The following is an 18924-nucleotide window of genomic DNA, read 5'->3' as shown; positions in this document are numbered from 1 at the left end:
CTTTCAGCGGGGTTTCGTTATTGGGCGGGCCCTCAAGGTGATGGTGCGTCTTCAGCGCTGGATGGGTTCTTCAGCGCTGGATGGGTTCGAGTTTTTCCATTCCGCCCATGTATGGGCGCAGGACTTCTGGGATGGTCACGGAGCCGTCGGCGTTCTGGTGGGTTTCGAGGATCGCGACGATCCAGCGGGTGGTTGCCAGCGTCCCGTTCAGTGTTGCTACGGAGCGGGTGCCTTTGTTCTTGCCTTCGACGTCGGTGACGCGTTCGCGGATGTTGAGGCGGCGGGCCTGGAATGTGGTGCAGTTCGATGTGGAGGTCAGTTCGCGGTAGGTTCCTTGGGTTGGTACCCAGGCTTCGCAGTCGAATTTGCGTGCCGCACTGGTTCCGAGGTCGCCTGCCGCGGTGTCGATGACGCGGTAAGCGAGCCCGAGGGACTGCAGCATTTCTTCTTCCCAGGCGAGCAGTTGTTCGTGGAGTTCTTCTGCTTGTTCTTGCTGGCAGTAGACGAACATTTCGAGTTTGTTGAACTGGTGTACGCGGATGATGCCGCGGGTGTCTTTGCCTGCGGAGCCGGCTTCGCGGCGGTAGCAGGTGGAGTAGCCGGCGTATTTGAGGGGGCCGGCGGTGAGGTCGAGGATTTCGTCGGCGTGGTAGCCGGCGAGTGCGACTTCGGATGTTCCGACGAGGTAGAGGTCGTCTTTTTCGAGCCGGTAGATTTCGTCGTCGTGTTCGACGTCGAAGCCGGTACCGCGCATGGTTTGTGGGCGTACGAGAGTTGGGGTGATGATCGGCTCGAAGCCGTTGCGTAGCGCGAGGTCCATACCCATGTTGATGAGCGCCATTTCAAGGCGTGCGCCTACTCCTTTGAGGAAGTAGAAGCGGGAGCCGGATACTTTCGCGCCGCGTTCCATGTCGATGGCCCCGAGAATTTCACCGAGTTCGAGGTGGTCGCGTGGCTCGAATCCTTCGGCGCTAAAGTCGCGTGGGGTTCCTACGGTTTTGAGGACGGTGTAGTCGTCTTCGCCGCCGGTTGGGATGCCGTCGATGATGAGGTTGGGGAACGATGCGGCGATCGTATCGCGCTGTTCTTGGGCTGTGTTGGCGGCGGCTTCTGCTGTTTTGACTTGGCCTGCGAGTTGTTTCACGCCTTCGAGGAGGGCTTGTTTTTCTTCGCCTGTGGCTTGGGCGACTTTTTTGCCGAACGCTTTTTGTTCTGCTCTCAGTGTTTCGAACTCGGCGAGCGCGCTGCGGCGTTCGGCGTCGGCCGTGAGAACGCGATCGACGAGTTGTTCGTCGGCTTCGCGGGCGCGTTGGGATGCACGGTATTTCTCTGGGTTTTCGGCCAGGTCTTTCAAGTCGATCATGGTTATAAGCCTACCTGTCACGGTCTTCTTGACGGGTTTGTTGTGTCTTATGTGGTTCACAGGATGGTGGCTTGGTCGGTAATCTATGGGGACGGCACGTTTGTGTCTGTTTGTGGTTGTTGTAGTGGAAGGTTTTGGTGGGTTCGTTGGTTCAGCCTGCGGTGATTTTGAATGGCGGTAAGCCCGGTTTGGAGGCCATCCGCGATGAGTTCCGTGAGGTTGCGCTGGCGGAGGGTATTGCGGAGCCTTTGTTTTTTGAGACGACGGAGGATGATCCGGGGGCTGGGCAGGCTGCGGAGGCGTTGGCTACGGGCGCTGATCTGATTGTTGTTGGTGGCGGTGACGGTACGGTTCGGTTGGTCGCTGAGTATTTGGTGGGGCGTGGCGATGTTGAGTTAGCTGTTTTGCCGTTGGGGACGGGTAATTTGTTGGCCCGGAATGTGGGTATTGATCCGGACGATGTTTCAGGCGCTATCCGTACGGCGTTGTTGGGGGAGACGTATCGGGTGGATGCCTTGCGGGTTGAGTTGGTGGGCCCGGATAAGTCTGTGGATTCGCAGTTGAGTTTGGTCGCTGCTGGTGTGGGGATCGATGCGGAGGTCATGTCGAACACGAATTCCCGGTTGAAGAGGCTGATTGGTCCGGGGGCTTATGTTGCGGCTGGTTTGCAGCGGTTAGCGGGTTTCCCTAAGGAGGCTCGTGTGCGGATTGATGATGGTGCGTGGGAGACGGTTGATTTCCGCACGATTGTGATGGCGAACGCTGGCTACATTCAGGGTGGTATCGAGTTCGCGCCGGGTGCTTCGATGTCTGATGGTGTGCAGGATGTTGTGTTGTATAGGCCGCGTACTGCGTTGGGGTGGTCGATTGTGGGTGTGAAGACGTTGTGGCATAAGCGTTTGCGCACCCGGTTGATGGCGCATGTTCAGATGCGGAAGATTTCGGTGCGTCCTTTGAAGCCGGTGATGGCTCAGATTGATGGTGACCCGGTGGGTAAGGTCACGACCATGACGACTGAGGTTGTCAAGCATGCGCTGACTTTGCGGGTTCCGCGCCCTGTGGATCGGTGTGCTCCTGGTGGGGATTTGCTTGCGATGCTGCCGCGCGGTTTCCGTAAGGCCCTGAATTCTCTGCGTAGTTAGGCGACTACCTCGCCTGGTTGCCGTCTGTTTGGGTGGCATCGGCCTGGTTGCCGCTTGTCAGGATGTCGTTGAGCCAGGCGTCGGCGGCTTGATAGGCCTCGGGGGTTGCGTGTGGTGGAACGTTGACGACTATCGGGGTTGCGGATGGGTAGGAGCCGAGGAAGCGGATGTAGGTGCTGATGCGGTGGAGGCCGTGGAGCACTTCTACGACGCGGGGTTCGCTGATGTGGCCTTCGAGGTCGATCGAGAAGAAGTATTGGCCAAGTCCCAGGCCTGTGGGGCGGGATTCGATGCGGGTGAGGTTCACGCCGCGGGTTGCGAAGTGGTCGAGGATTTCACGCAGGCCGCCGGGGCGGTCGTGGGTGAGTTCGACGACGATGGTGGACTTATCGGACCCGGTCGGCCCTGGGATGCGGCCGGGTTTTTGGACCATGACGAAGCGGGTGACCGCGCCTTGGTTGTCTTCGATGCCTTCAGCTAGGACGTTGAGGTTGTGGCGTTGGGCGACCAAGGGTGAGCAGATTGCCGCTTGGTAGGCGGGGTTGTCTTCGAGGAGGCCGAGCGCGCCTGCCGCGGTGGATGATGCGGGCAGAAAGTTGACCTCCGGGATCGCGTTCTGCGCCCATTGCCGGCATTGGGCCCACGCGTGGCCGTGGGTTGAGATGGTGCGGATCTGGTCGAGGGCGTTGATTTCTGGCAATGCGGCGAGCTGGAAGGTCACGGGGATCACGGCTTCTGCGACGATGTGGAGCGAATCCCCTGCGGCGATCGCATCGAGGGTCGCGGAGACCCCGCCCTCAACGGAGTTTTCGATCGGCACAACGGCCGCATCAACCTCACCTGTGCGAACTAGCTGGAGTGCTGCGTCCACGTTGGTGGCCGGGATCCGGTTGTGTTCCGGTTCCGCGGCGGGCCCCGGCAGTGTCAGGAGGGCTTGTTCGCAGAAGGTTCCGGCTGGTCCCAGATAGGTGTATTTCACGCTCACTCTGTCCTTATATAAGCAATCCGACATACAACGCCTGTGTATGCCTTGGTGGACATACACAGTTTGGTATGCATGCACGGTTTGGTAGGCATGCACAGTGTTGTCTCATATCCGGCGCTGCCCTATTTGATGCGCGGGGTTTCTCCGTTGTCGCTTTCGATGGGTTTGCCGGCATCAAGCCATGCGCCGGACCCACCAGCGATGTTGAAGACGCTGTAGCCCTGGTTCGCGAGCCAGCCGCAAGCCTGCATCGAACGGCCACCGGTGCGGCACACGATGTAGAGGTCCTCATCCGGATCGAGCTCTTCGTAACGCTGCATGAGTTCGCTGAGTGGGAGGTGGCGTGCCCCGACGATATGCCCTGCGTCCCATTCGTCTTGTTCGCGGACATCGAGGATGGCTGCACCATCTGGGACGTCGCTGACGCTGACGTTTTCGAAGAGGTCTGACATGCTGTGCTCCTTGCTGACGGTGTCCCGGTAGCTGTGTTGCGTGCCCCGGAAACTGTGTGTCCGGGTGCCGGTGGTTCCCAGCCTACAGATTTCCCACTGTATCGAGCCTCTCTGTGCGATTTGTTTTCAGGGTGGTGTTAGTTTTCGTGGCGTTCGTGTGACGTGGTGGATATGGGTTGGCATCATGGGTGTATGAGTTTTGAGATTCCAGAAGCGTTGTCTGGTGTTCCGCGCAGGGTTGATGATGGTTTGCCGTTGGCCGTCCAGTTGAGAAACAGCTTGCTTGCGGGCGAAGTTTCCGCGGGTGAGCTTGCCCACGATGTTGCTGAACGGGTGCGGTCTAAGAACCCTGACCTGAACGCTGTCGTGACGTGGGATGAGGACATGTTGCTGGCGCAAGCGCGTGAAGCCGACGATGCGCTGGCTGGTTACCGGGACTCATCCGGCAGCCCGGCCGACGGCGCTAACTCCAGCGGCAGTGACTCTACGGGCGGTGACTCAGCGTCATCGTCTTCAGCGACCTCAGCGGCTTCCCTGGGTAAGCGGGTTCCGCCGTTGCTTGGCTTGCCGATGGGGTTGAAGGATGGCCTCGATATTGCCGGTCTGCCTACTACGTATGGTTCCGCCTCGATGGACCATGTAGTGGCGGGCGAGGATGGGCTACATGCTGCGCGTTTGCGTTCAGCTGGGGCGAATCTGTTTGCTAAGACCTCGGTTCCGGAGTTTCTGCTTTCGTGCCATTCGGAGAACCCGATCCTTCCGCCGGCTAAGAACCCTTTGGATATTTCCCGGACTCCCGGCGGTTCTTCGGGTGGGTCTGCGGCGGCAGTTACTGGCGGTTTGATGCCGGTCGCTCCGGGTAGTGATGGTGGGGGTTCGGTTCGCATTCCGGCTTCAGCCACCGGGCTGATTGGTCTGAAGTTGGGCCGCGGCGCGATGGTCGAAGACATCACGGATGAAACCGGTGCGGCGTCACCGATCGACCGTTGGGGTGCTCCGAAGCTATCGGTCACTGGCCCGTTGGGTCGAGATGCACGGGATGCCGCGTTGATGCTGGATGGATTGCTTTTTGACCGTTCGCGGCTGGCCGCTGGCCATTCCGCTACCCCGGCGCTGGATTCCGTAGAAGCTACGTTGGATCATTCGGAGGGCCTGGCTGGGTTGCATGTGGGTTTCACGCGCACCAGCGCTTTCGATTCCGCGTTGCCGGTTGAGATTTCTGCTGCCGCTGAGGCCGCGTTTGCGCGGGCTTGCGCGGTTCTGGAACGCCTGGGTGCCGATGTCGAGGAGTCCCCGTGGCAGGCCCCGAGTGATTATGACGAAACTTTCCGGAAGGTGTGGACGGCCTGGTTGGGGCGCACTCCGATCCCGTATGAGGACAAGCTGGGCGAGTTGGCGGCGTCCTTCCGTGCGGAGGCGCAGGCCCGCTCAGAGAACGAACAAGAACGGGCCAACGAGCGGCTTCTGGAGATCGGTGGTTCGATGTCCACCGCGTGGGGTTCCTTCGATGTCGTGGTGACTCCTGCGATGGCTGAAACCCCGCCGCCGCTCGGTTATTTCACCGACAACGATGCCGAGACGGATTACCGCTTACAGTGCCTGTATACCCCGTACACGTCGATGGTGAACGTGGCTGGGGTTCCGGCCGTGACGGTTCCGGTGGGGTGGACCCCTGATGGGTTCTCGATGTCGGCTCAGTTGATTGGCCGGATGGGTTCGGAGGTCCACCTGTTGTGCATCGCGGCTCTCATGCAGCGTGAGTTGGCTTCAGCCGGCCTGATCTAGCTCCCTACAGCAGCTCTTTGAGGAGCTTCGATTTGGTTCCCTTATATGGCGGGTAGGCGACCCGCAGGGTATCGAAGCGCAGCGGCTTGGAGAGGGTTGGGCGGTCTTGGCTGAACTCGTCGAAGCCGGCTTTGCCGTGGTACTGACCGATCCCGGAGGCTCCGATGCCGCCGAATGGTAGGGACGGGATCGCTAGTTGGATCACGGTCGCGTTGATGCACACCCCGCCTGCGCGCACGTAGTCTTCGAAGATCCGCTGGAGCCCTGCCTTGCCTGAGAACAGGTAGGCGGCCAGCGGGTCTGGCCTGTCTTCGATGAAGTCGAGGGCGTCATCGAAGGTTTCCACCGTGATGATCGGCAGGATGGGCCCGAAGATCTCTTCTTGCATCACGGGCTGGTCCGGCTCAACATCGGCAAGCACGGTCGGGGCGATGTAGCGGTCTTCAATATCGGCGGTTCCGCCGGTGACCACGCGGCCTTGGTCGAGGAAGCCTTTAAGGCGTTCTGCGTGGCGTGTGGTGATGATGCGTGGATAGTCCGGGGATTGTTGCGGGTCTGTCCCGTAGAACTGCTGGATCGCGGCCGGCAGTTCTTTTTCCAGCGCCCGGCTCACGCGTGAACCCACCGCGAGAATGTAGTCCGGTGCCACGCATGTCTGCCCGGCGTTCATGAACTTGCCGTAGGCGATGCGCCGTGCCGCGGTCTTGATGTTGCCGTCCACAACCACTACGGGGCTCTTGCCCCCGAGTTCGAGTGTGCACGGGGTCATTTGTTCGGCTGCGGCACGGTAGACGATGCGCCCCACTTTTTCTGAGCCGGTGAAGAAAATGTGGTCCCACTGTTCCTTCAGTAGCTCTTGGGTTTCCTCTGCCCCACCGTTGATGACGGCCACGGTGCGGTGGTCAAGGTATTTAGGGATCAGTTCAGTCAGGATCTGTGCTGTGGCTGGCGCGAGTTCGCTCGGCTTGATCACGGCGCAGCAGCCCGCCGCGAGCGCTGCTACGAGTGGGGCGAGCGTGAGGTTCACGGGGTAGTTCCACGGCGAGATGATGAGCACGAGCCCTTTAGGCCGCGGCATCACGGTGGCTGATGCTGGCGCGAGCGCGATGGGTGAAGATACTTTGCGGCGCATCATCCAGTCATCGAGGTGGCGGCGGGCGTGCGCGATTTCGCCTTCAACAACCTGCAGCTCGGCCACGGAGGATTCGGTTTCAGACTTACCGAGGTCTTGCGCGAGCGCTTCGAGTAGTTCCTCGCGGTTTTCAGCGAGCATCGCCTCGAGAGCATCGAGTTGAGCGATCCTGAAGCGACGCACGTGAGCGATCCGGGAGAGCGCGCCTTCGCGCAGGTGCGCCACGGTCTCCTGGATCCCGCGGTTCTCCGCGTCGTCTGGGGCGGTACGGATGCGGGCGGCGTTCTCGGGAGTCTGATTGGTGGCCATCATATTTCGATCCTATGGGGTGGGTATCGGCCGGCCAAGGACATATGAGTTACGAGTTAGTTTCTTGGCGTACTGAAGAGTAAGATACTCGTTCAGCCCCACATGTTTTAACGGTGCCGTTTTTGGCGCCATTCAGGAAGTTCCATGTCCAAGAAAAGCAAGCCTGTGTTCAGTTGGACTGTGCACGGCGATGGCCGCACGGTTTCACCGAATACAGCTGTTGCCCCGGACGAGCGCCTCCACTGGCCGCAGACTATCGGCATCGGTGTTCAGCATGTCATGGCGATGTTTGGAGCCACGGTTCTAGTTCCGGCTCTCACGGGCTTCCCTGTCACCACAACACTGTTGTTCTCGGGGCTTGGAACCATTATTTTCTTGTTGGTTACGGGCAACCGGATCCCGAGTTATCTCGGTTCTTCGTTCGCGTTCATTGCGCCGGTCAGCGCTGCGATGGGGCCTGGCCGCGACAACTTCGGTGCGGCACTCGGTGGTGTGCTTGTTACGGGTTTCGCTCTGTTCTTGGTGGGCGTAATCGTCAACCGTACCGGTACGGGCTGGATTCACGCGCTCATGCCGCCGGCGGTCATGGGGACCATCGTCGCGCTCATCGGGCTTAACCTTGCCGGTTCGACCGTGCCGAAAATGAAGGAATACACGCTCACGACCTTCAGCACGATGGCCGCGGTAGTAATCTGTTCGGTTCTGTTCCGCGGAATGTTGGGACGGTTGTCGATCCTGTTGGGCATCGTGATCGGCTACCTCGTGGCACTGCCTCAGGGCGAGATCGACTTCGCGCCCGTCAAGGAGGCCGCGTGGGTTGGTTTGCCAGCGTTCCACACCCCGACGTTTGATCTGCACGTGATCCTGCTGTTCCTGCCGGTTCTGTTCGTCCTGATCGCGGAGAACGTGGGCCACGTCCGCACCGTGGGCGTCATGACGGGCAAAAGCTACGATCACCTCAACGGTAAAACCCTGATGGGTGACGGTATTGCGACCATGCTCGCAGGCTCTGCTGGCGGCTCGGGCACCACGACCTATGCAGAGAACATCGGCGTCATGGCTTCCTCGCGAGTGTATTCCACCGCGGCGTATTGGATCGCTGGTTTCGTGGCGATCGTGTTGTCTTTCATGCCTAAATTCGGGGCCGTCATCGCAACCATCCCTCCGGGCGTGCTCGGCGGGGCGGGCATCGTGCTCTACGGGATGATCGGGATCATGGGTGCCCGCATCTGGGTTCAAAACCAAGTGGATTTCGGCAACCCGATCAACCTCATGACCGCGGGCGCGGGCCTCATCATCGCGATCGCACTCAACGGCGGCGATAACGTCCTGATGATCGCGGGCCTGACGCTGGACGGGATCGCGTTGGGAACCATCGCAACCCTGCTGATTTATCACGTGATGCGAGGAATTGCGTTGTGGCGTAAGACCGTCCCCACCCACGTAGACGAGCCTCAAGGCGCCCAGCCAGGCAAGCTAGGCTAGTAGATCCGAGAGGTACACAAGAAGGCCGGGCCAACCTAAGATGGTACAGATATGAGTGAATGGGAAGACACCTGGAAAGCCGCAGGGTGGAAAGACACTGCCCGCGGCTGGATTCAGCGTGCCCTCGACACCCTCGGTATCGAGTGTGTAGCCCGCCTCAAACCTGTCACAGCAACCCTCGCGGCGGCCGTCTACAGCATCGATACACCCGAGGGGACCATCTATTTCAAGGCCACCGCTCCCGCGCGAGCCGCGGAAGCGACGCTGTCCGCGCATCTGGCCGCCGTCACGAAAGGCCACGTCCCGGTCCCCATCGCGGTTGAGCCCGAACAAGGCTGGATCCTGACCCCCGGCATCGGAACCCCGCTCTCCGACCTCATGCCGCAACGGCAACACGGCAAGCGCCGCAGCTCCGCACTGAGCCCTAAAGAAGCAGAAGCAGCCACCAAACTCATTGGACGGGTACTGACCGAGGCATCGGATCTGCACCAGGCCACGGCCACCAGCCAGGACCGCCTCATGAACCTCGGAGCGCTCGCCTACACCGATGAGTCCTGGCCAGACCTGTACACGGACGCACTCGACATCCACGAGAGCATGCCGGACTACCACCCGCTATGGATCGAGCCCACAACCCTGGACTTCCTCCGGCGTGAATCACGTCACCTCAAGGACGCCTCCGCCGCGCTCGCCTCAACCAAGCTCCCCCTGGTCTATAACCAGCTCAACCCGGAAAGCAGAAGCATCCTGCTACCGGACTCCCACCGCAACCCCATCATGTTCGTTGGCTGGAGCGGGGCAACCTTCACCAACCCGCTGCTCGCGATCGCAGGGATCGCGCTGGAACTCGGCAACGTGCTACGCACAGAACCACTCCAGGAACCGATGCGCTCCCTGCTGGTCAACTACATCACCCCACTCGCCGCGGACTCCCCTGTTTCACCAGAGAACCTGCTGGACTACCTCATCCCAGCAACCCTGCTTGCGCACGTGCGGAACTATCTGGCGCTCATGGAGCTCATGCGTGACGCCCCGCCTGAAACCCAAACGAAATACGCGGGCGAGCTGCGCGCACTCCTGCACTATGCGGTCGATTCAGACCCACGCCACCACAACCACCGCGCCAATGGAAACAGCGCCCGCGCAAACGGCGCTGGCAGGAATGGCGCTGGCAGGAACGATACCCGCGCAAACAGCGCCGGCGGGAACGGTGATGGCGGGAACAGCGACAACCGGAACGGAAGCAGCAGGAACAACGCTAGTAGGAGCGGGGCTAGCAGGAACGGGCGCCGCCACGGGCGCCGGTCGGCTCTAAGCTAAGCGTTTCAGGACCCGTTCAATCTCAACAGCAACCGAGTCCTCGTGCACTGGGCCAACCACACGATCCGCGGCGTCAGCCACCACCTGGTAATCCGGGCCCACCGCAACACCCGTGCCAGCCCACGCGAGCATCGGGATGTCATTAGGCATATCCCCGAACGCCCACACATCCTCACGCGCAACCCCCAAAGACGCCGCGAAATCACGCAAACGTGCCGCCTTATCAACCCCCGGGGCTGACATTTCAAGCAACGCGACATCAAACGCTGAATGCGTCATCGTCACAACATCATCCACGGCACGCCCCACAACCGCGGCGAACTCCGAAGCCTTACCCGAGGGCCGCTTAGCCAAAAGCTTCACAGTACGCTGAGCAACCGCCGCATCGAGATCCAGACCCGAATCCGAAACACGCGCGCCCGCATCAACAAAACCCGCGCGAGCCTGAGCTGGAATGAACCCCGGCTCCGCAACAATCCCCTCCAACGTCTCCGCAGCAAACAACGCATCCGGAGCCGCACGCAGAATCCGCTCCCGCGCCTCACGCATCGCAGCCGCATCAATCTCCGCAGCATCCACCACCACGCCACGCGAATCATCGAACAAAACAGCGCCGTTATAGGCGATCACCGGCCCCAGATCACCCAAACGCTCACGCACCGACCCAAGCCACCGCAACGGCCGCCCCGTCACCAAAACCACGTGCACACCCGCGGCACGCGCGGCGTGCAAAGCCTCAACAGTACGGTCAGACATCGTCCCATCACGACGCACAACCGTCCCATCCAGGTCAGTCACCAAAAGCTTCACAGCAACACCCCCTCCCTGCCGCCATCCGCCACCGGACCAACAACACTCAAAAGCTGCTCACGCGAGGGCCCATCAGGCCCCTCAGACTCAACCGCCAACGCACCCGCGGCCAACGCGACATCTAACAGACGCGAAACCTGTCCCTCAGACAAGCCCTGCACCCGCTCAGCCGCACCAATACCGCCACAACCGGCATCCACCAAGGCAGAAATCAACGCAGCCATCACAGCGTCCCCTGCACCCACCGTGTCCACCACATCAACCGAATGAGCCGCACGCGTCACAAGATGCTCGTGAGTCATAGCCAACGCGTCACTACCCCCGCTCGTCACCACAACAAGCGAAGGGCCCATCGAAAGCCACCTACGCGCCGTATCAACAGCAGGGCACTGCGGATACAGCCACTCCAAATCCTCATCAGAGGCCCGCACCACATCAGCCAGCGCAACAACCTCCTCGATACACTCAGCCTCGACCTCACGGGTCCCCGCCGTATCAGGGCGCACATTCGGATCAAACGTCACCAGCGCACGCCCACGGGCCGCCCGCATCGCGTTCAACACGGCGAAGCGCCCCGGATCCAACGAAACCGCAAGCGAGCCCGAATGAACCACCGACGCGTCAGTCGCCAACGCAGCCAACTCATCATCAGCCGGGCCTAGATCCCACGTGAGTGACTCAAAAAGATAATCCGCCTGACCATCGGAGTCCACCTGGCCGCGCGCAACAGTCGTGGCTCCACGCAAAGGCGGAGTGAAGACCTCAACGCCCTCACGCGCCAACGTCTCCAAAACAACGTGCGCGGCATCGTCATCACCCAGACGCGTCGCAAACGTCACCTGGGCCCCGTAACGGGCCAAACCCATAGCGACGTTCAGCGGCGAACCGCCTGTGTACGCCGCAACGCTGCCGTCAGTCTTTTGAAGAATATCGACGAGCGCCTCACCGATCACCAACATGCCAGTATCCCTGTAACCATCACTCACCGTCTTGGTTACCGACCCGGGAACTGAGCGGTCTGCTTATCCACGAAAGCCTGCCGCCCTACACGCGAATCCTCAGAACCGAACACGGCAGAGAACGCGCCCAACTCAACATCCAAACCATCACGGACCGTGAGCGCATCCGCCTTGGCCATCGTTAGCTTAGCTTGGGCAACAGCAACCGGGGAGCGCTGTGCAACCGAAGCAACCAGCTCATCAGCGCACTCAAGCAGCGCATCCTTATCTGGGCACACGCAGTTGACCAGGCCGACCTCCAGAGCACGCTGTACGCGCAACGGGTTACCCGTCAGGATCATCTCGCGAGCCACACCCAACGGGACGCGGCGCGGCAAACGCACACAGCCGCCGAAACCCGGGATGATCCCCAACGTGATCTCAGGTTGGCCGAACGAGGCGTTCTCAGACGCGATGATCCAATCGCACGCCAACGCCAGCTCGCAGCCGCCACCGAGCGCGTGACCGTTCACCGCAGCGATCACCGGAACCGGCAACGCCTCCAACGCGAGCGTGACCTGATGCATCGACTCGGCGTAGGCGCGTGCTTCTTCTGAGCCGTACTCGCTCATCTCAACGATGTCCGCCCCTGCCGCGAAAGCCTTCTCACCCTCGCCGGTGATAACTACAGCACGGAACGGCCACCCGGACTCAGGCGCTGTTTCCAGCAACTGGGAGCACGTGGTGACCACGGCATCGAGATCAGCGACCACCTGGGTCGAGAGCGCATTCATCGCCCGCGGCCTGTTGATGCTCACAAGCAAAGCGCTTCCACGCTCAGAAACGTTTACTGTTGAGAACTCCCCAAATTCCATGGTTCACCTTCTGCCGGATGAGCAATCGATTCTTCCTGACTATTACCAGGGTGCACCGAAGTGTGCCCATTGTCACCTTTAGAAAGTAATACCTAGAAGGGTGTCGCGGTAGCAAGGCTGCTAGGCGGCCTCACGCTCAGTGTGCGCGGTGCGGTTGGCTTCGCTCGTAATCCATTCGCTCGCCTCACGAGCGCGCTCAGCACTACCGGAAGAGATCGCAAGAGCGAGAGCGTCATGCTGATCCAGCACCGCTTCACTCGGAGACACAAGCTCACCGTTGACGGTCAAGCTGCGGCGCATGATCTGCTGGATCACATGCCCAGACATGCGGAACAATGAGTTTCCGCTGTAACGGTAAATCAGCTCATGGAACTCGGTGTCCGTGCGCACGAACGCTTCCATGTCATTCGATGCAGCGGTGTCACGCAACTGGCCTGCCAACGCAATGATGTCGTTCTTGACTTCGCGTGGGGCGTGGATCGCGGCACCAGCAGCCGCCATCGGCTCGATTGCGCGGCGCAGCTCCGTCAGCTCACGGAACTGAGTGTCACCGTCTGGGCCGGACAATCGCCACGTGATGACCTGCGGGTCGTGCACACGCCAGTGCTCCAGGCCGGTAACAATGAGGCCCACGCGGCGCTTGGCGTACATCAGGCCCATAGATTCCAGGATGCGCATCGCGTCGCGTGCCACCGTGCGGGACACGTCGAAATGGTCCTGGATGTCATCGAGCGTGAAGCGTGAGCCAGTGCCGATCTCGCCATGAACGATGCGCCGTCCAAGGTTCGCGACAACCGTGTTGCGCAGAACGTGCGAGGAAGATCCTATGCCCTCATTGATGGTCTGTTTCAGATTGTCATGGTCAGCTGTGGCCATTTGGTTGAATTCTCCTGATGTTTTTCTTGTGTGAGGTCACGGATAGCTATGAGCCGCCAGTCATTTGATGCTGATAGGTGTCACTATCCGACCTGACTTATTTCCCACATACCTTGCGCAAATATCGCTCCCATTTTGACGAACGAAATTTGTTAGATGGATTTATTCGGAATAAGCACGCGTTTTCAGGGTCACCATTAAGCCCACATGAGCAAGCGCGTGGATTTATCGTATATGTGGAAAATTAGCGCTTCCTACGTAATTTTCGAGAACTAGCTGTATTTCTTCGTAAAGTCCGGCTCTTTAGAGATCTCTGTTGAGAAAAAGACCGCCGAGAAGAACTCTGTTGCGAAGAGCTCTCTTGCTGGGAAGTCTGGGTTGATCCGCGAGATGATGTTGATCCGCGGGATGACCCTGCCCTGCGGCCTCTGAGCACTCCAACAAAGTCTTGGATCACAGCCTCGCGCGTCTCGCGCTCAGCCAGGCTCCAATCCCCGTTACTCACTGTTGGGACCGCGTCCGGGTGCACCCATACAACGGAGACGCGTGTTCGAGGTTCTGCCTGCAGGCGGCGCACCACAACGTCCTTGCGGGAGAGCATGCGCGCCAACGGAAAAGGTAGCTCAGCTACCGCGCCAGCACCCGAGGCAGCGACCTCGACCATCATGCGCTGGCCCGCAACATCATCTGGGTAATCGGCAGGGTCAAGACGCGCCCACGCCGCGACTTCCTCTAGCGGGATTGAATCGTGTTCATCCCAGTATTCCGCGTCATGCTCGCGGGCCGTTACAACCGCAACATCCTCGTCGTAGAGCCTCACCGCGTGCAGGCGGACGCCCCGGGGGAACTCGCGGCGGGTGAGGACCTCGTCAACACTGTGGCGCACCAAAGCGACGTCCGAGCGGAAGTTCAGTAGCGCCTCGATTGCCTCAGAATCAGAGGTGCCCGCGGTCAGCTGGACCGAAACATCAGGGCGTGCGTCACCAAAACGCTTAAGCCACTTGTCAGGGCTGGTTCCAGGTGCACACCACAGACGCAGGCGGTTCAGCTGCGCGGGCATCTCAGAAGGGTGCGGGATATTAGTTTCCGGAGGTACGGACAACGTAGACGTCACACGGTGCGTTGTGCACGATGCCGGTGGCTACGGAGCCGAGCACACGGCCCAGGCCGTGAGTGCCGACGTTACCTACGAAGATCACGTCAGCCTTGTGTTCTTTAGCGGCCTTGATCAAGGCATCCACGGGCTTGCCGAACATCGCGGCGGTCTCTACTTTGAGGTCGGGCTCGTTTTCGAGGAGTCGGTCTGCCACGCGGCGAGCAAGGTCACCTGCGAGGTCGGCGTCGTCGAGAACCCAGGTGTCGGTACCGATGTTGACAACCTCAGTGTTGTCTTTGGAGTGAGCCGAAACCACAACGAGGGTGTCGCCAGTTCGTGCCGCTACATGCGCTGCGCGGGATGCAGCTTTGAATGCAGTCTGCGAGCCGTCAACGCCGACGATGAAGGTGCCCATGGTGTACTCCGTATCTGTTTCAGGTCAGTCTTGAACTGATACTAACCGCAGAACACGTGTGAGAACAGTCCTAAACAAGAAAAACGTTGGCCCGTTGCGGGAACTACTCGCGTCCCTCTTCGAAGACAGGGCATTTCTCAGCGAACTGTTTGGCTTTATCGTCCATCGCTGGGTCTGTGGCTCGTTCCCCGAGTTCACGCATCTGAGCCTGAGCTTCAGTGTTCGACATGTCTTCTGAGATCTTGACCTGAACGTCAATCATCTTGGCAAGCAGGTAGATCGGATCGGACAGCTCCGACGTACTGTTCTTCTCAGCGGCACCTTTGAGGTCCTGGCCGAACTGAGCCAGCTTTTCGGAGTCTGAGATGCGCATGAAGTCACTGAAACTTTCGATGTTTGCATTCTTCAGCGCCTGAGAGAAGTCTTCACACAGGGCCTCGTCGGGGTCCTTGTTTGAGCAACCGGTCAGAAGCCCGGCCGCAAGGCCAAGTGCGGACAAGCCAGCGATGAGGCGGGCACCTGGGTGCTTGGTGCCGCGTGTGTTGAAACGTGCTTTCATAATCTACTCCTTAAGTTCCTACTCAGGGAACAACGCTTTTGGGGGGGGGAACAACGCTGGTAGCTAGTCCTCATCGAAGGCAGGGCAGTTCTCAGCGAACTTCTTAGCCTTCTCCCCTAGCTCTGGCTGGGCGGCCTGCTGCGACAGGTTGTATAACTCCGCTTGAAGTTCCTGATTCTCGCGGTCTTGGTCAAGCTTGGCGGAAGTAACCGCCATCTTGCCTACGACTTCAATGGGTTCAGCGTACTCAGAATCGTCATACTTCTCGGCTGCATCAACGAACCCTTCGCCGAGCTGACTCACTTTCTCAGCCTTCTCGAGGTTCGGGATATCGTTCCCGTTGTCCAAGCCAACGGACTCGAGTGCCTTGGTCGCCTCTTCACACAGACCCTCATCGGGGTCCTTGTTCGAGCAACCAGTCAGAAGCCCGGCCGCAAGGCCAAGTGCGGACAAGCCCGCGATGAGATGAATGCCTGGGCGATGGGTACTGGGTGCACTAGAACGTGTTTTCATGACCTTCTCCCTGCTTCCTGCTTAAAAACGATGCTAGTTGTTACTTCACACCAATAACAGGGCACTTTAGTGTAGTGACCATCAACTTTCATATTGAAGTGGTCATGCACGCTCAGTTGTTTACTCGTCCCGGAAGGCCAGACACTTCTTGTAGAACTCGTCCACCTTTTCCTCTGTGCGCTCTTCATTCATCCTGACTTCAAGCACCCATTTCTCTTCACGATATTCAGGGTTCGAGCTCTCGTGATCCGCCTTGGCTTCAGCCTCTGTGAAGCGACCATAAAGTTCCAGAGCATCTGAGTACTGCGAACCCTTGTTATTGTGAGCCGCTATCTGAAGGTTCCTCCCGGCCTTAAGTTTCTTGTCGCTGTCCTCGAGCTCGTCGGAACTTCTGGCACCGGTCGCGTTTACTGCTTTGACCATGTCTTCGCACAAGGCCTCATCTGGGTCCTTAGCCGAGCATCCAGCGAGGAAGGCAGTCACAAGACCAGCAACCGATAACCCTGCGATGAGGCGTGCACCAGAATGCTGGGCACTGCGTGCGTTAGAACGTGCGGCGATGATCCATTCCTCAACTTCCTAGGCAACTCAGCCCTACTCAAAACTGATCTCTACTCATCTCAGCACGGATCGCATAAAGATGCTCCCCGCTAGCCAGGTACTGATTTCTCAGTCCAGCCAACGGGGAGCATGTCACCTAGCCTGCGCTAGGTTCCACTAGTTCTTGAAGGCGTCGCACTTCTTAGAGAGTTCCTTAGCCTTCTCTCCGTTATCCTCGTCCCGGAGCTGTTCACCGATCTCATCCATTTCAGACTTGAGCTGATCAGCGTTCGATGGGTCTTCTTTCACCTTAGCGGCGAGCTCGGCTGACTTACCTAAGAGGTTGACAGGTTCTGCAAGGTCCGATTTGCTGTTTTCAGCTGCTGCTTTGAGATCCTGGCCGAGCTTGGACATCTTAGCGCTGTCCTCGATCTGCAGGACTTCAGTAGGCTTTTCGATGCCAGCATCCTTGAGCGCCTTGGTGGCGTCATCGCACAGCTTGCCATCTGGGTTGTTATCACCCGAGCAACCGGTCAGCAGCGCGCCTGCAAGGCCCACCATGGACAGGCCAGCGATGAGGCGGGCGCCTGGGCGACGAGTATTGGTGAAAGCTTTCACAATCTCTCCTTAGAGTTCATACCAAAATGATGACGCTACTACCTTTCACACGTTATTCGTCGCGCAAAAAGTAGTCCCGTACTACGTCCGACAGCGTACGCTAATCGGACCTGCGGGGAATAATCCGAGCGCAGATAGGACGTAAATATCACGTGAACACCGCGCGAATTCGCGATAGCTAGCTCTCCCCTAGCTCACCGCTCAAACGGTCATGGATCCGGCGGCTCTTCTCACTCATGCCCGCAATCACCAGACGCTTTCCCTGTTCGGCATATGTTGCCTCAACGCTGTCGAGCGCGGCGACCGATGACGCATCCCAGACCTGCGCTTGAGACAAGTCCAAGCACACGAGGTCCGGGTCCTCGCCGTACCGGAACATCGTCGTGAAATCGTTACTCGAACCGAAGAACAACGCCCCACGCACCTTATAGACGGCTTGGGCCACCTGATCCGCTGGTGTATCCGCAGAAAGGACGTTGCCTTCCTCGTCCTGCAGTTCCCGCTCGACCCGCACCACGTGAGCAACCTGACGCACGAACACCACAGCGGCAGTCAAAACACCCACGATCACGCCGATCGCAAGGTTCGAAGTCATCAAAACCACAGCGACCGTCACCAGCATGACTACCGTCTCTGACTTCGGGAGAGTGCGCAGCGTACGTGGCTGAATCGAGTGCCAATCAAACGTGGCGATACACACCATGATCATGACCGCAACCAATGCCGCCATCGGGATCTGCGCCACCCACTGATCGAATACCAGAACCAGAACCAACAGGAACGCGCCGGCACAGAATGTAGAGATACGTGTGCGTGCACCTGACACTTTGACGTTGATCATGGTCTGCCCGATCATCGCGCAACCACCCATACCGCCGAAGAATCCGGACGTGATGTTGGCGAGACCCTGACCCCAGGATTCACGCTTCTTATCTGAAGAAGTACCGGTGATGTTGTCAACCAGCTGGGCCGTCAACAATGACTCCATGAGACCCACCAAAGCCATCGCCGCGGCATACGGGGCGATGATCTGCAGGGTCTCCCACGTGAGTGGAACATTCAGGATGAACAGCTGCGGTAACCCTTGCGGTAACTCGCCCTGGTCGCCAACCGTCGGAACCTTGATATCGAAGATCATCACCACAGCGGTAATCACGACCACCGCTACCAGTGGCGGCGGAACAGCGCCGGTGATCTTGGGGAAAAGCCACAGAATCACGATCCCTGCCGCCAGAAGCGGATACACAACCCACGGCACATCAATCAGTTGCGGCATCTGCGCCATGAACACAAGGATCGCTAACGCGTTCACGAACCCGACCATCACCGCACGCGGCACAAACCGGATCAGCTTCGATACACCCAGGAGCGCGAAAACAACCTGGAAAACTCCGGCCAATAAGACGCAGGCAATGAAGTAGTCAAAACCGTAATCCCGCATCAGCGGCGCAATCACCAACGCGACAGCCCCCGTAGCGGCGGAAATCATCGCGGTACGGCCACCGGCGATCGCGATCACGACCGCCATGATGAAAGAAGAAAACAGGCCCACCGCAGGGTCCACGCCCGCGATGATCGAGAATGAGATCGCCTCCGGGATCAAAGCCAACGCCACCACGAGACCTGCCAAAACCTCGCGCACCAGCTTCCGCGGAGACTTCAACGCGCCCAGCGTCGAAATATCGTATTGCCTCATCAACGGATCGCTATG

General features: G+C 59.4%; 19 protein-coding genes. 4 read left to right on the top strand and 15 right to left on the bottom strand.

Translation table 11 applies throughout. From position 1 onward, the window contains the following. Positions 1–70: 70 nt before the first annotated feature. Positions 71–1363 carry a serine--tRNA ligase gene (gene serS / locus J2S67_RS09360; RefSeq protein WP_035756018.1) on the bottom strand — a complete coding sequence of 431 codons (1293 nt, stop codon included), beginning with the start codon at positions 1361–1363 and terminating at the stop codon, positions 71–73. Positions 1364–1500: 137 nt separating this feature from the next. Here serS and J2S67_RS09355 point away from each other — a divergent pair, with 137 nt between their 5' ends. Continuing rightward, positions 1501–2505 (top strand): diacylglycerol/lipid kinase family protein, encoded by a 1005-nt coding sequence (locus J2S67_RS09355; RefSeq protein ID WP_070491343.1) that lies wholly within the window; start codon positions 1501–1503, stop codon positions 2503–2505. Between the two features lie 4 nt (positions 2506–2509). On the opposite strand, the gene pheA is transcribed toward J2S67_RS09355, so the two are convergent. Together pheA and J2S67_RS09345 are read right to left on the bottom strand one after the other, a co-directional pair. Continuing rightward, positions 2510–3484, bottom strand: a complete 975-nt coding sequence (gene pheA / locus J2S67_RS09350; protein WP_232219276.1) for a prephenate dehydratase — start codon at positions 3482–3484, stop codon at positions 2510–2512. A 128-nt stretch (positions 3485–3612) separates the two neighbouring features. Continuing rightward, the gene (locus tag J2S67_RS09345) at positions 3613–3942 is read right to left on the bottom strand and encodes a rhodanese-like domain-containing protein (RefSeq protein WP_035756021.1); all 330 of its coding nucleotides are present in this window, start codon (positions 3940–3942) and stop codon (positions 3613–3615) included. 192 nt (positions 3943–4134) lie between these two features. Here J2S67_RS09345 and J2S67_RS09340 point away from each other — a divergent pair, with 192 nt between their 5' ends. Next, positions 4135–5727: an amidase gene (locus J2S67_RS09340; RefSeq protein ID WP_310248491.1), complete on the top strand. Its 1593-nt coding sequence runs from the start codon at positions 4135–4137 to the stop codon at positions 5725–5727. 4 nt (positions 5728–5731) lie between these two features. Here J2S67_RS09340 and J2S67_RS09335 read toward each other — a convergent pair whose 3' ends face one another. After that, positions 5732–7171, bottom strand: a complete 1440-nt coding sequence (locus J2S67_RS09335) for an aldehyde dehydrogenase family protein (RefSeq protein WP_052048432.1) — start codon at positions 7169–7171, stop codon at positions 5732–5734. Between the two features lie 141 nt (positions 7172–7312). Between J2S67_RS09335 and J2S67_RS09330 the strand changes: the two genes are divergently transcribed. Both J2S67_RS09330 and J2S67_RS09325 read left to right on the top strand, forming a co-directional pair. Next, the gene (locus J2S67_RS09330; RefSeq protein ID WP_310248486.1) at positions 7313–8653 is read left to right on the top strand and encodes a uracil-xanthine permease family protein; all 1341 of its coding nucleotides are present in this window, start codon (positions 7313–7315) and stop codon (positions 8651–8653) included. A gap of 51 nt (positions 8654–8704) precedes the next feature. Further along, the gene (locus tag J2S67_RS09325) at positions 8705–9973 is read left to right on the top strand and encodes a hypothetical protein (protein WP_310248484.1); all 1269 of its coding nucleotides are present in this window, start codon (positions 8705–8707) and stop codon (positions 9971–9973) included. Here the strand turns inward: J2S67_RS09325 and J2S67_RS09320 are convergent. The 11 genes from J2S67_RS09320 to J2S67_RS09270 all read right to left on the bottom strand — a co-directional run bounded on the left by J2S67_RS09320 (position 9965) and on the right by J2S67_RS09270 (position 18909). Then, the gene (locus tag J2S67_RS09320) at positions 9965–10783 is read right to left on the bottom strand and encodes an HAD family hydrolase (protein ID WP_310248481.1); all 819 of its coding nucleotides are present in this window, start codon (positions 10781–10783) and stop codon (positions 9965–9967) included. The two genes, J2S67_RS09325 and J2S67_RS09320, sit on opposite strands and share 9 nt — an antisense overlap. Further along, entirely contained in the window at positions 10780–11769 is a 990-nt protein-coding gene (locus J2S67_RS09315) for a carbohydrate kinase family protein (RefSeq protein ID WP_310248478.1), read from the bottom strand. The genes J2S67_RS09320 and J2S67_RS09315 overlap by 4 nt, the downstream gene beginning before the upstream one ends. A gap of 8 nt (positions 11770–11777) precedes the next feature. Beyond that, positions 11778–12596: an enoyl-CoA hydratase/isomerase family protein gene (locus J2S67_RS09310; RefSeq protein ID WP_310248475.1), complete on the bottom strand. Its 819-nt coding sequence runs from the start codon at positions 12594–12596 to the stop codon at positions 11778–11780. Between the two features lie 120 nt (positions 12597–12716). Then, positions 12717–13472 carry a FadR/GntR family transcriptional regulator gene (locus J2S67_RS09305; RefSeq protein ID WP_052048434.1) on the bottom strand — a complete coding sequence of 252 codons (756 nt, stop codon included), beginning with the start codon at positions 13470–13472 and terminating at the stop codon, positions 12717–12719. A 244-nt stretch (positions 13473–13716) separates the two neighbouring features. Then, entirely contained in the window at positions 13717–14532 is an 816-nt protein-coding gene (locus tag J2S67_RS09300) for a LysR substrate-binding domain-containing protein (RefSeq protein ID WP_310248472.1), read from the bottom strand. Between the two features lie 19 nt (positions 14533–14551). Next, a complete protein-coding gene (locus J2S67_RS09295) occupies positions 14552–14983 on the bottom strand; it encodes a universal stress protein (protein ID WP_035756037.1) in 432 nt (143 codons plus the stop codon). 103 nt (positions 14984–15086) lie between these two features. Beyond that, the gene (locus J2S67_RS09290) at positions 15087–15542 is read right to left on the bottom strand and encodes a hypothetical protein (RefSeq protein ID WP_035756040.1); all 456 of its coding nucleotides are present in this window, start codon (positions 15540–15542) and stop codon (positions 15087–15089) included. Between the two features lie 63 nt (positions 15543–15605). Next, positions 15606–16055, bottom strand: coding sequence for a hypothetical protein (locus J2S67_RS09285; RefSeq protein ID WP_035756042.1), 450 nt, complete (start codon positions 16053–16055; stop codon positions 15606–15608). Positions 16056–16175: 120 nt separating this feature from the next. After that, positions 16176–16538, bottom strand: coding sequence for a hypothetical protein (locus tag J2S67_RS09280; RefSeq protein ID WP_035756043.1), 363 nt, complete (start codon positions 16536–16538; stop codon positions 16176–16178). Between the two features lie 234 nt (positions 16539–16772). Next, positions 16773–17213, bottom strand: a complete 441-nt coding sequence (locus tag J2S67_RS09275; protein WP_035756045.1) for a prolipoprotein diacylglyceryl transferase — start codon at positions 17211–17213, stop codon at positions 16773–16775. Between the two features lie 178 nt (positions 17214–17391). Then, the gene (locus J2S67_RS09270) at positions 17392–18909 is read right to left on the bottom strand and encodes a SulP family inorganic anion transporter (protein WP_310248824.1); all 1518 of its coding nucleotides are present in this window, start codon (positions 18907–18909) and stop codon (positions 17392–17394) included. Between the last annotated feature and the right edge of the window lie 15 nt (positions 18910–18924).

This window comes from Pseudoglutamicibacter albus (assembly GCF_031458175.1).
Taxonomy (GTDB): Bacteria; Actinomycetota; Actinomycetes; order Actinomycetales; family Micrococcaceae; genus Pseudoglutamicibacter; species Pseudoglutamicibacter albus.
The sequence above is the reverse complement of the archived record's forward strand: the minus strand, read 5'-3'. Positions and strand labels throughout refer to the sequence as shown.

What these genes read in the sequence shown, in the direction of transcription:
- J2S67_RS09290 (WP_035756040.1), bottom strand. Translation starts at nt 15,542, where the DNA reads ATGAAAGCACGTTTCAACACACGCGGCACCAAGCACCCAGGTGCCCGC.
- J2S67_RS09335 (WP_052048432.1), bottom strand. Translation starts at nt 7,171, where the DNA reads ATGATGGCCACCAATCAGACTCCCGAGAACGCCGCCCGCATCCGTACC.
- J2S67_RS09325 (WP_310248484.1), top strand. Translation starts at nt 8,705, where the DNA reads ATGAGTGAATGGGAAGACACCTGGAAAGCCGCAGGGTGGAAAGACACT.
- J2S67_RS09295 (WP_035756037.1), bottom strand. Translation starts at nt 14,983, where the DNA reads ATGGGCACCTTCATCGTCGGCGTTGACGGCTCGCAGACTGCATTCAAA.
- J2S67_RS09345 (WP_035756021.1), bottom strand. Translation starts at nt 3,942, where the DNA reads ATGTCAGACCTCTTCGAAAACGTCAGCGTCAGCGACGTCCCAGATGGT.
- J2S67_RS09305 (WP_052048434.1), bottom strand. Translation starts at nt 13,472, where the DNA reads ATGGCCACAGCTGACCATGACAATCTGAAACAGACCATCAATGAGGGC.
- J2S67_RS09340 (WP_310248491.1), top strand. Translation starts at nt 4,135, where the DNA reads ATGAGTTTTGAGATTCCAGAAGCGTTGTCTGGTGTTCCGCGCAGGGTT.
- serS (WP_035756018.1), bottom strand. Translation starts at nt 1,363, where the DNA reads ATGATCGACTTGAAAGACCTGGCCGAAAACCCAGAGAAATACCGTGCA.
- J2S67_RS09330 (WP_310248486.1), top strand. Translation starts at nt 7,313, where the DNA reads ATGTCCAAGAAAAGCAAGCCTGTGTTCAGTTGGACTGTGCACGGCGAT.
- J2S67_RS09270 (WP_310248824.1), bottom strand. Translation starts at nt 18,909, where the DNA reads ATGAGGCAATACGATATTTCGACGCTGGGCGCGTTGAAGTCTCCGCGG.
- J2S67_RS09285 (WP_035756042.1), bottom strand. Translation starts at nt 16,055, where the DNA reads ATGAAAACACGTTCTAGTGCACCCAGTACCCATCGCCCAGGCATTCAT.
- J2S67_RS09310 (WP_310248475.1), bottom strand. Translation starts at nt 12,596, where the DNA reads ATGGAATTTGGGGAGTTCTCAACAGTAAACGTTTCTGAGCGTGGAAGC.
- J2S67_RS09300 (WP_310248472.1), bottom strand. Translation starts at nt 14,532, where the DNA reads ATGCCCGCGCAGCTGAACCGCCTGCGTCTGTGGTGTGCACCTGGAACC.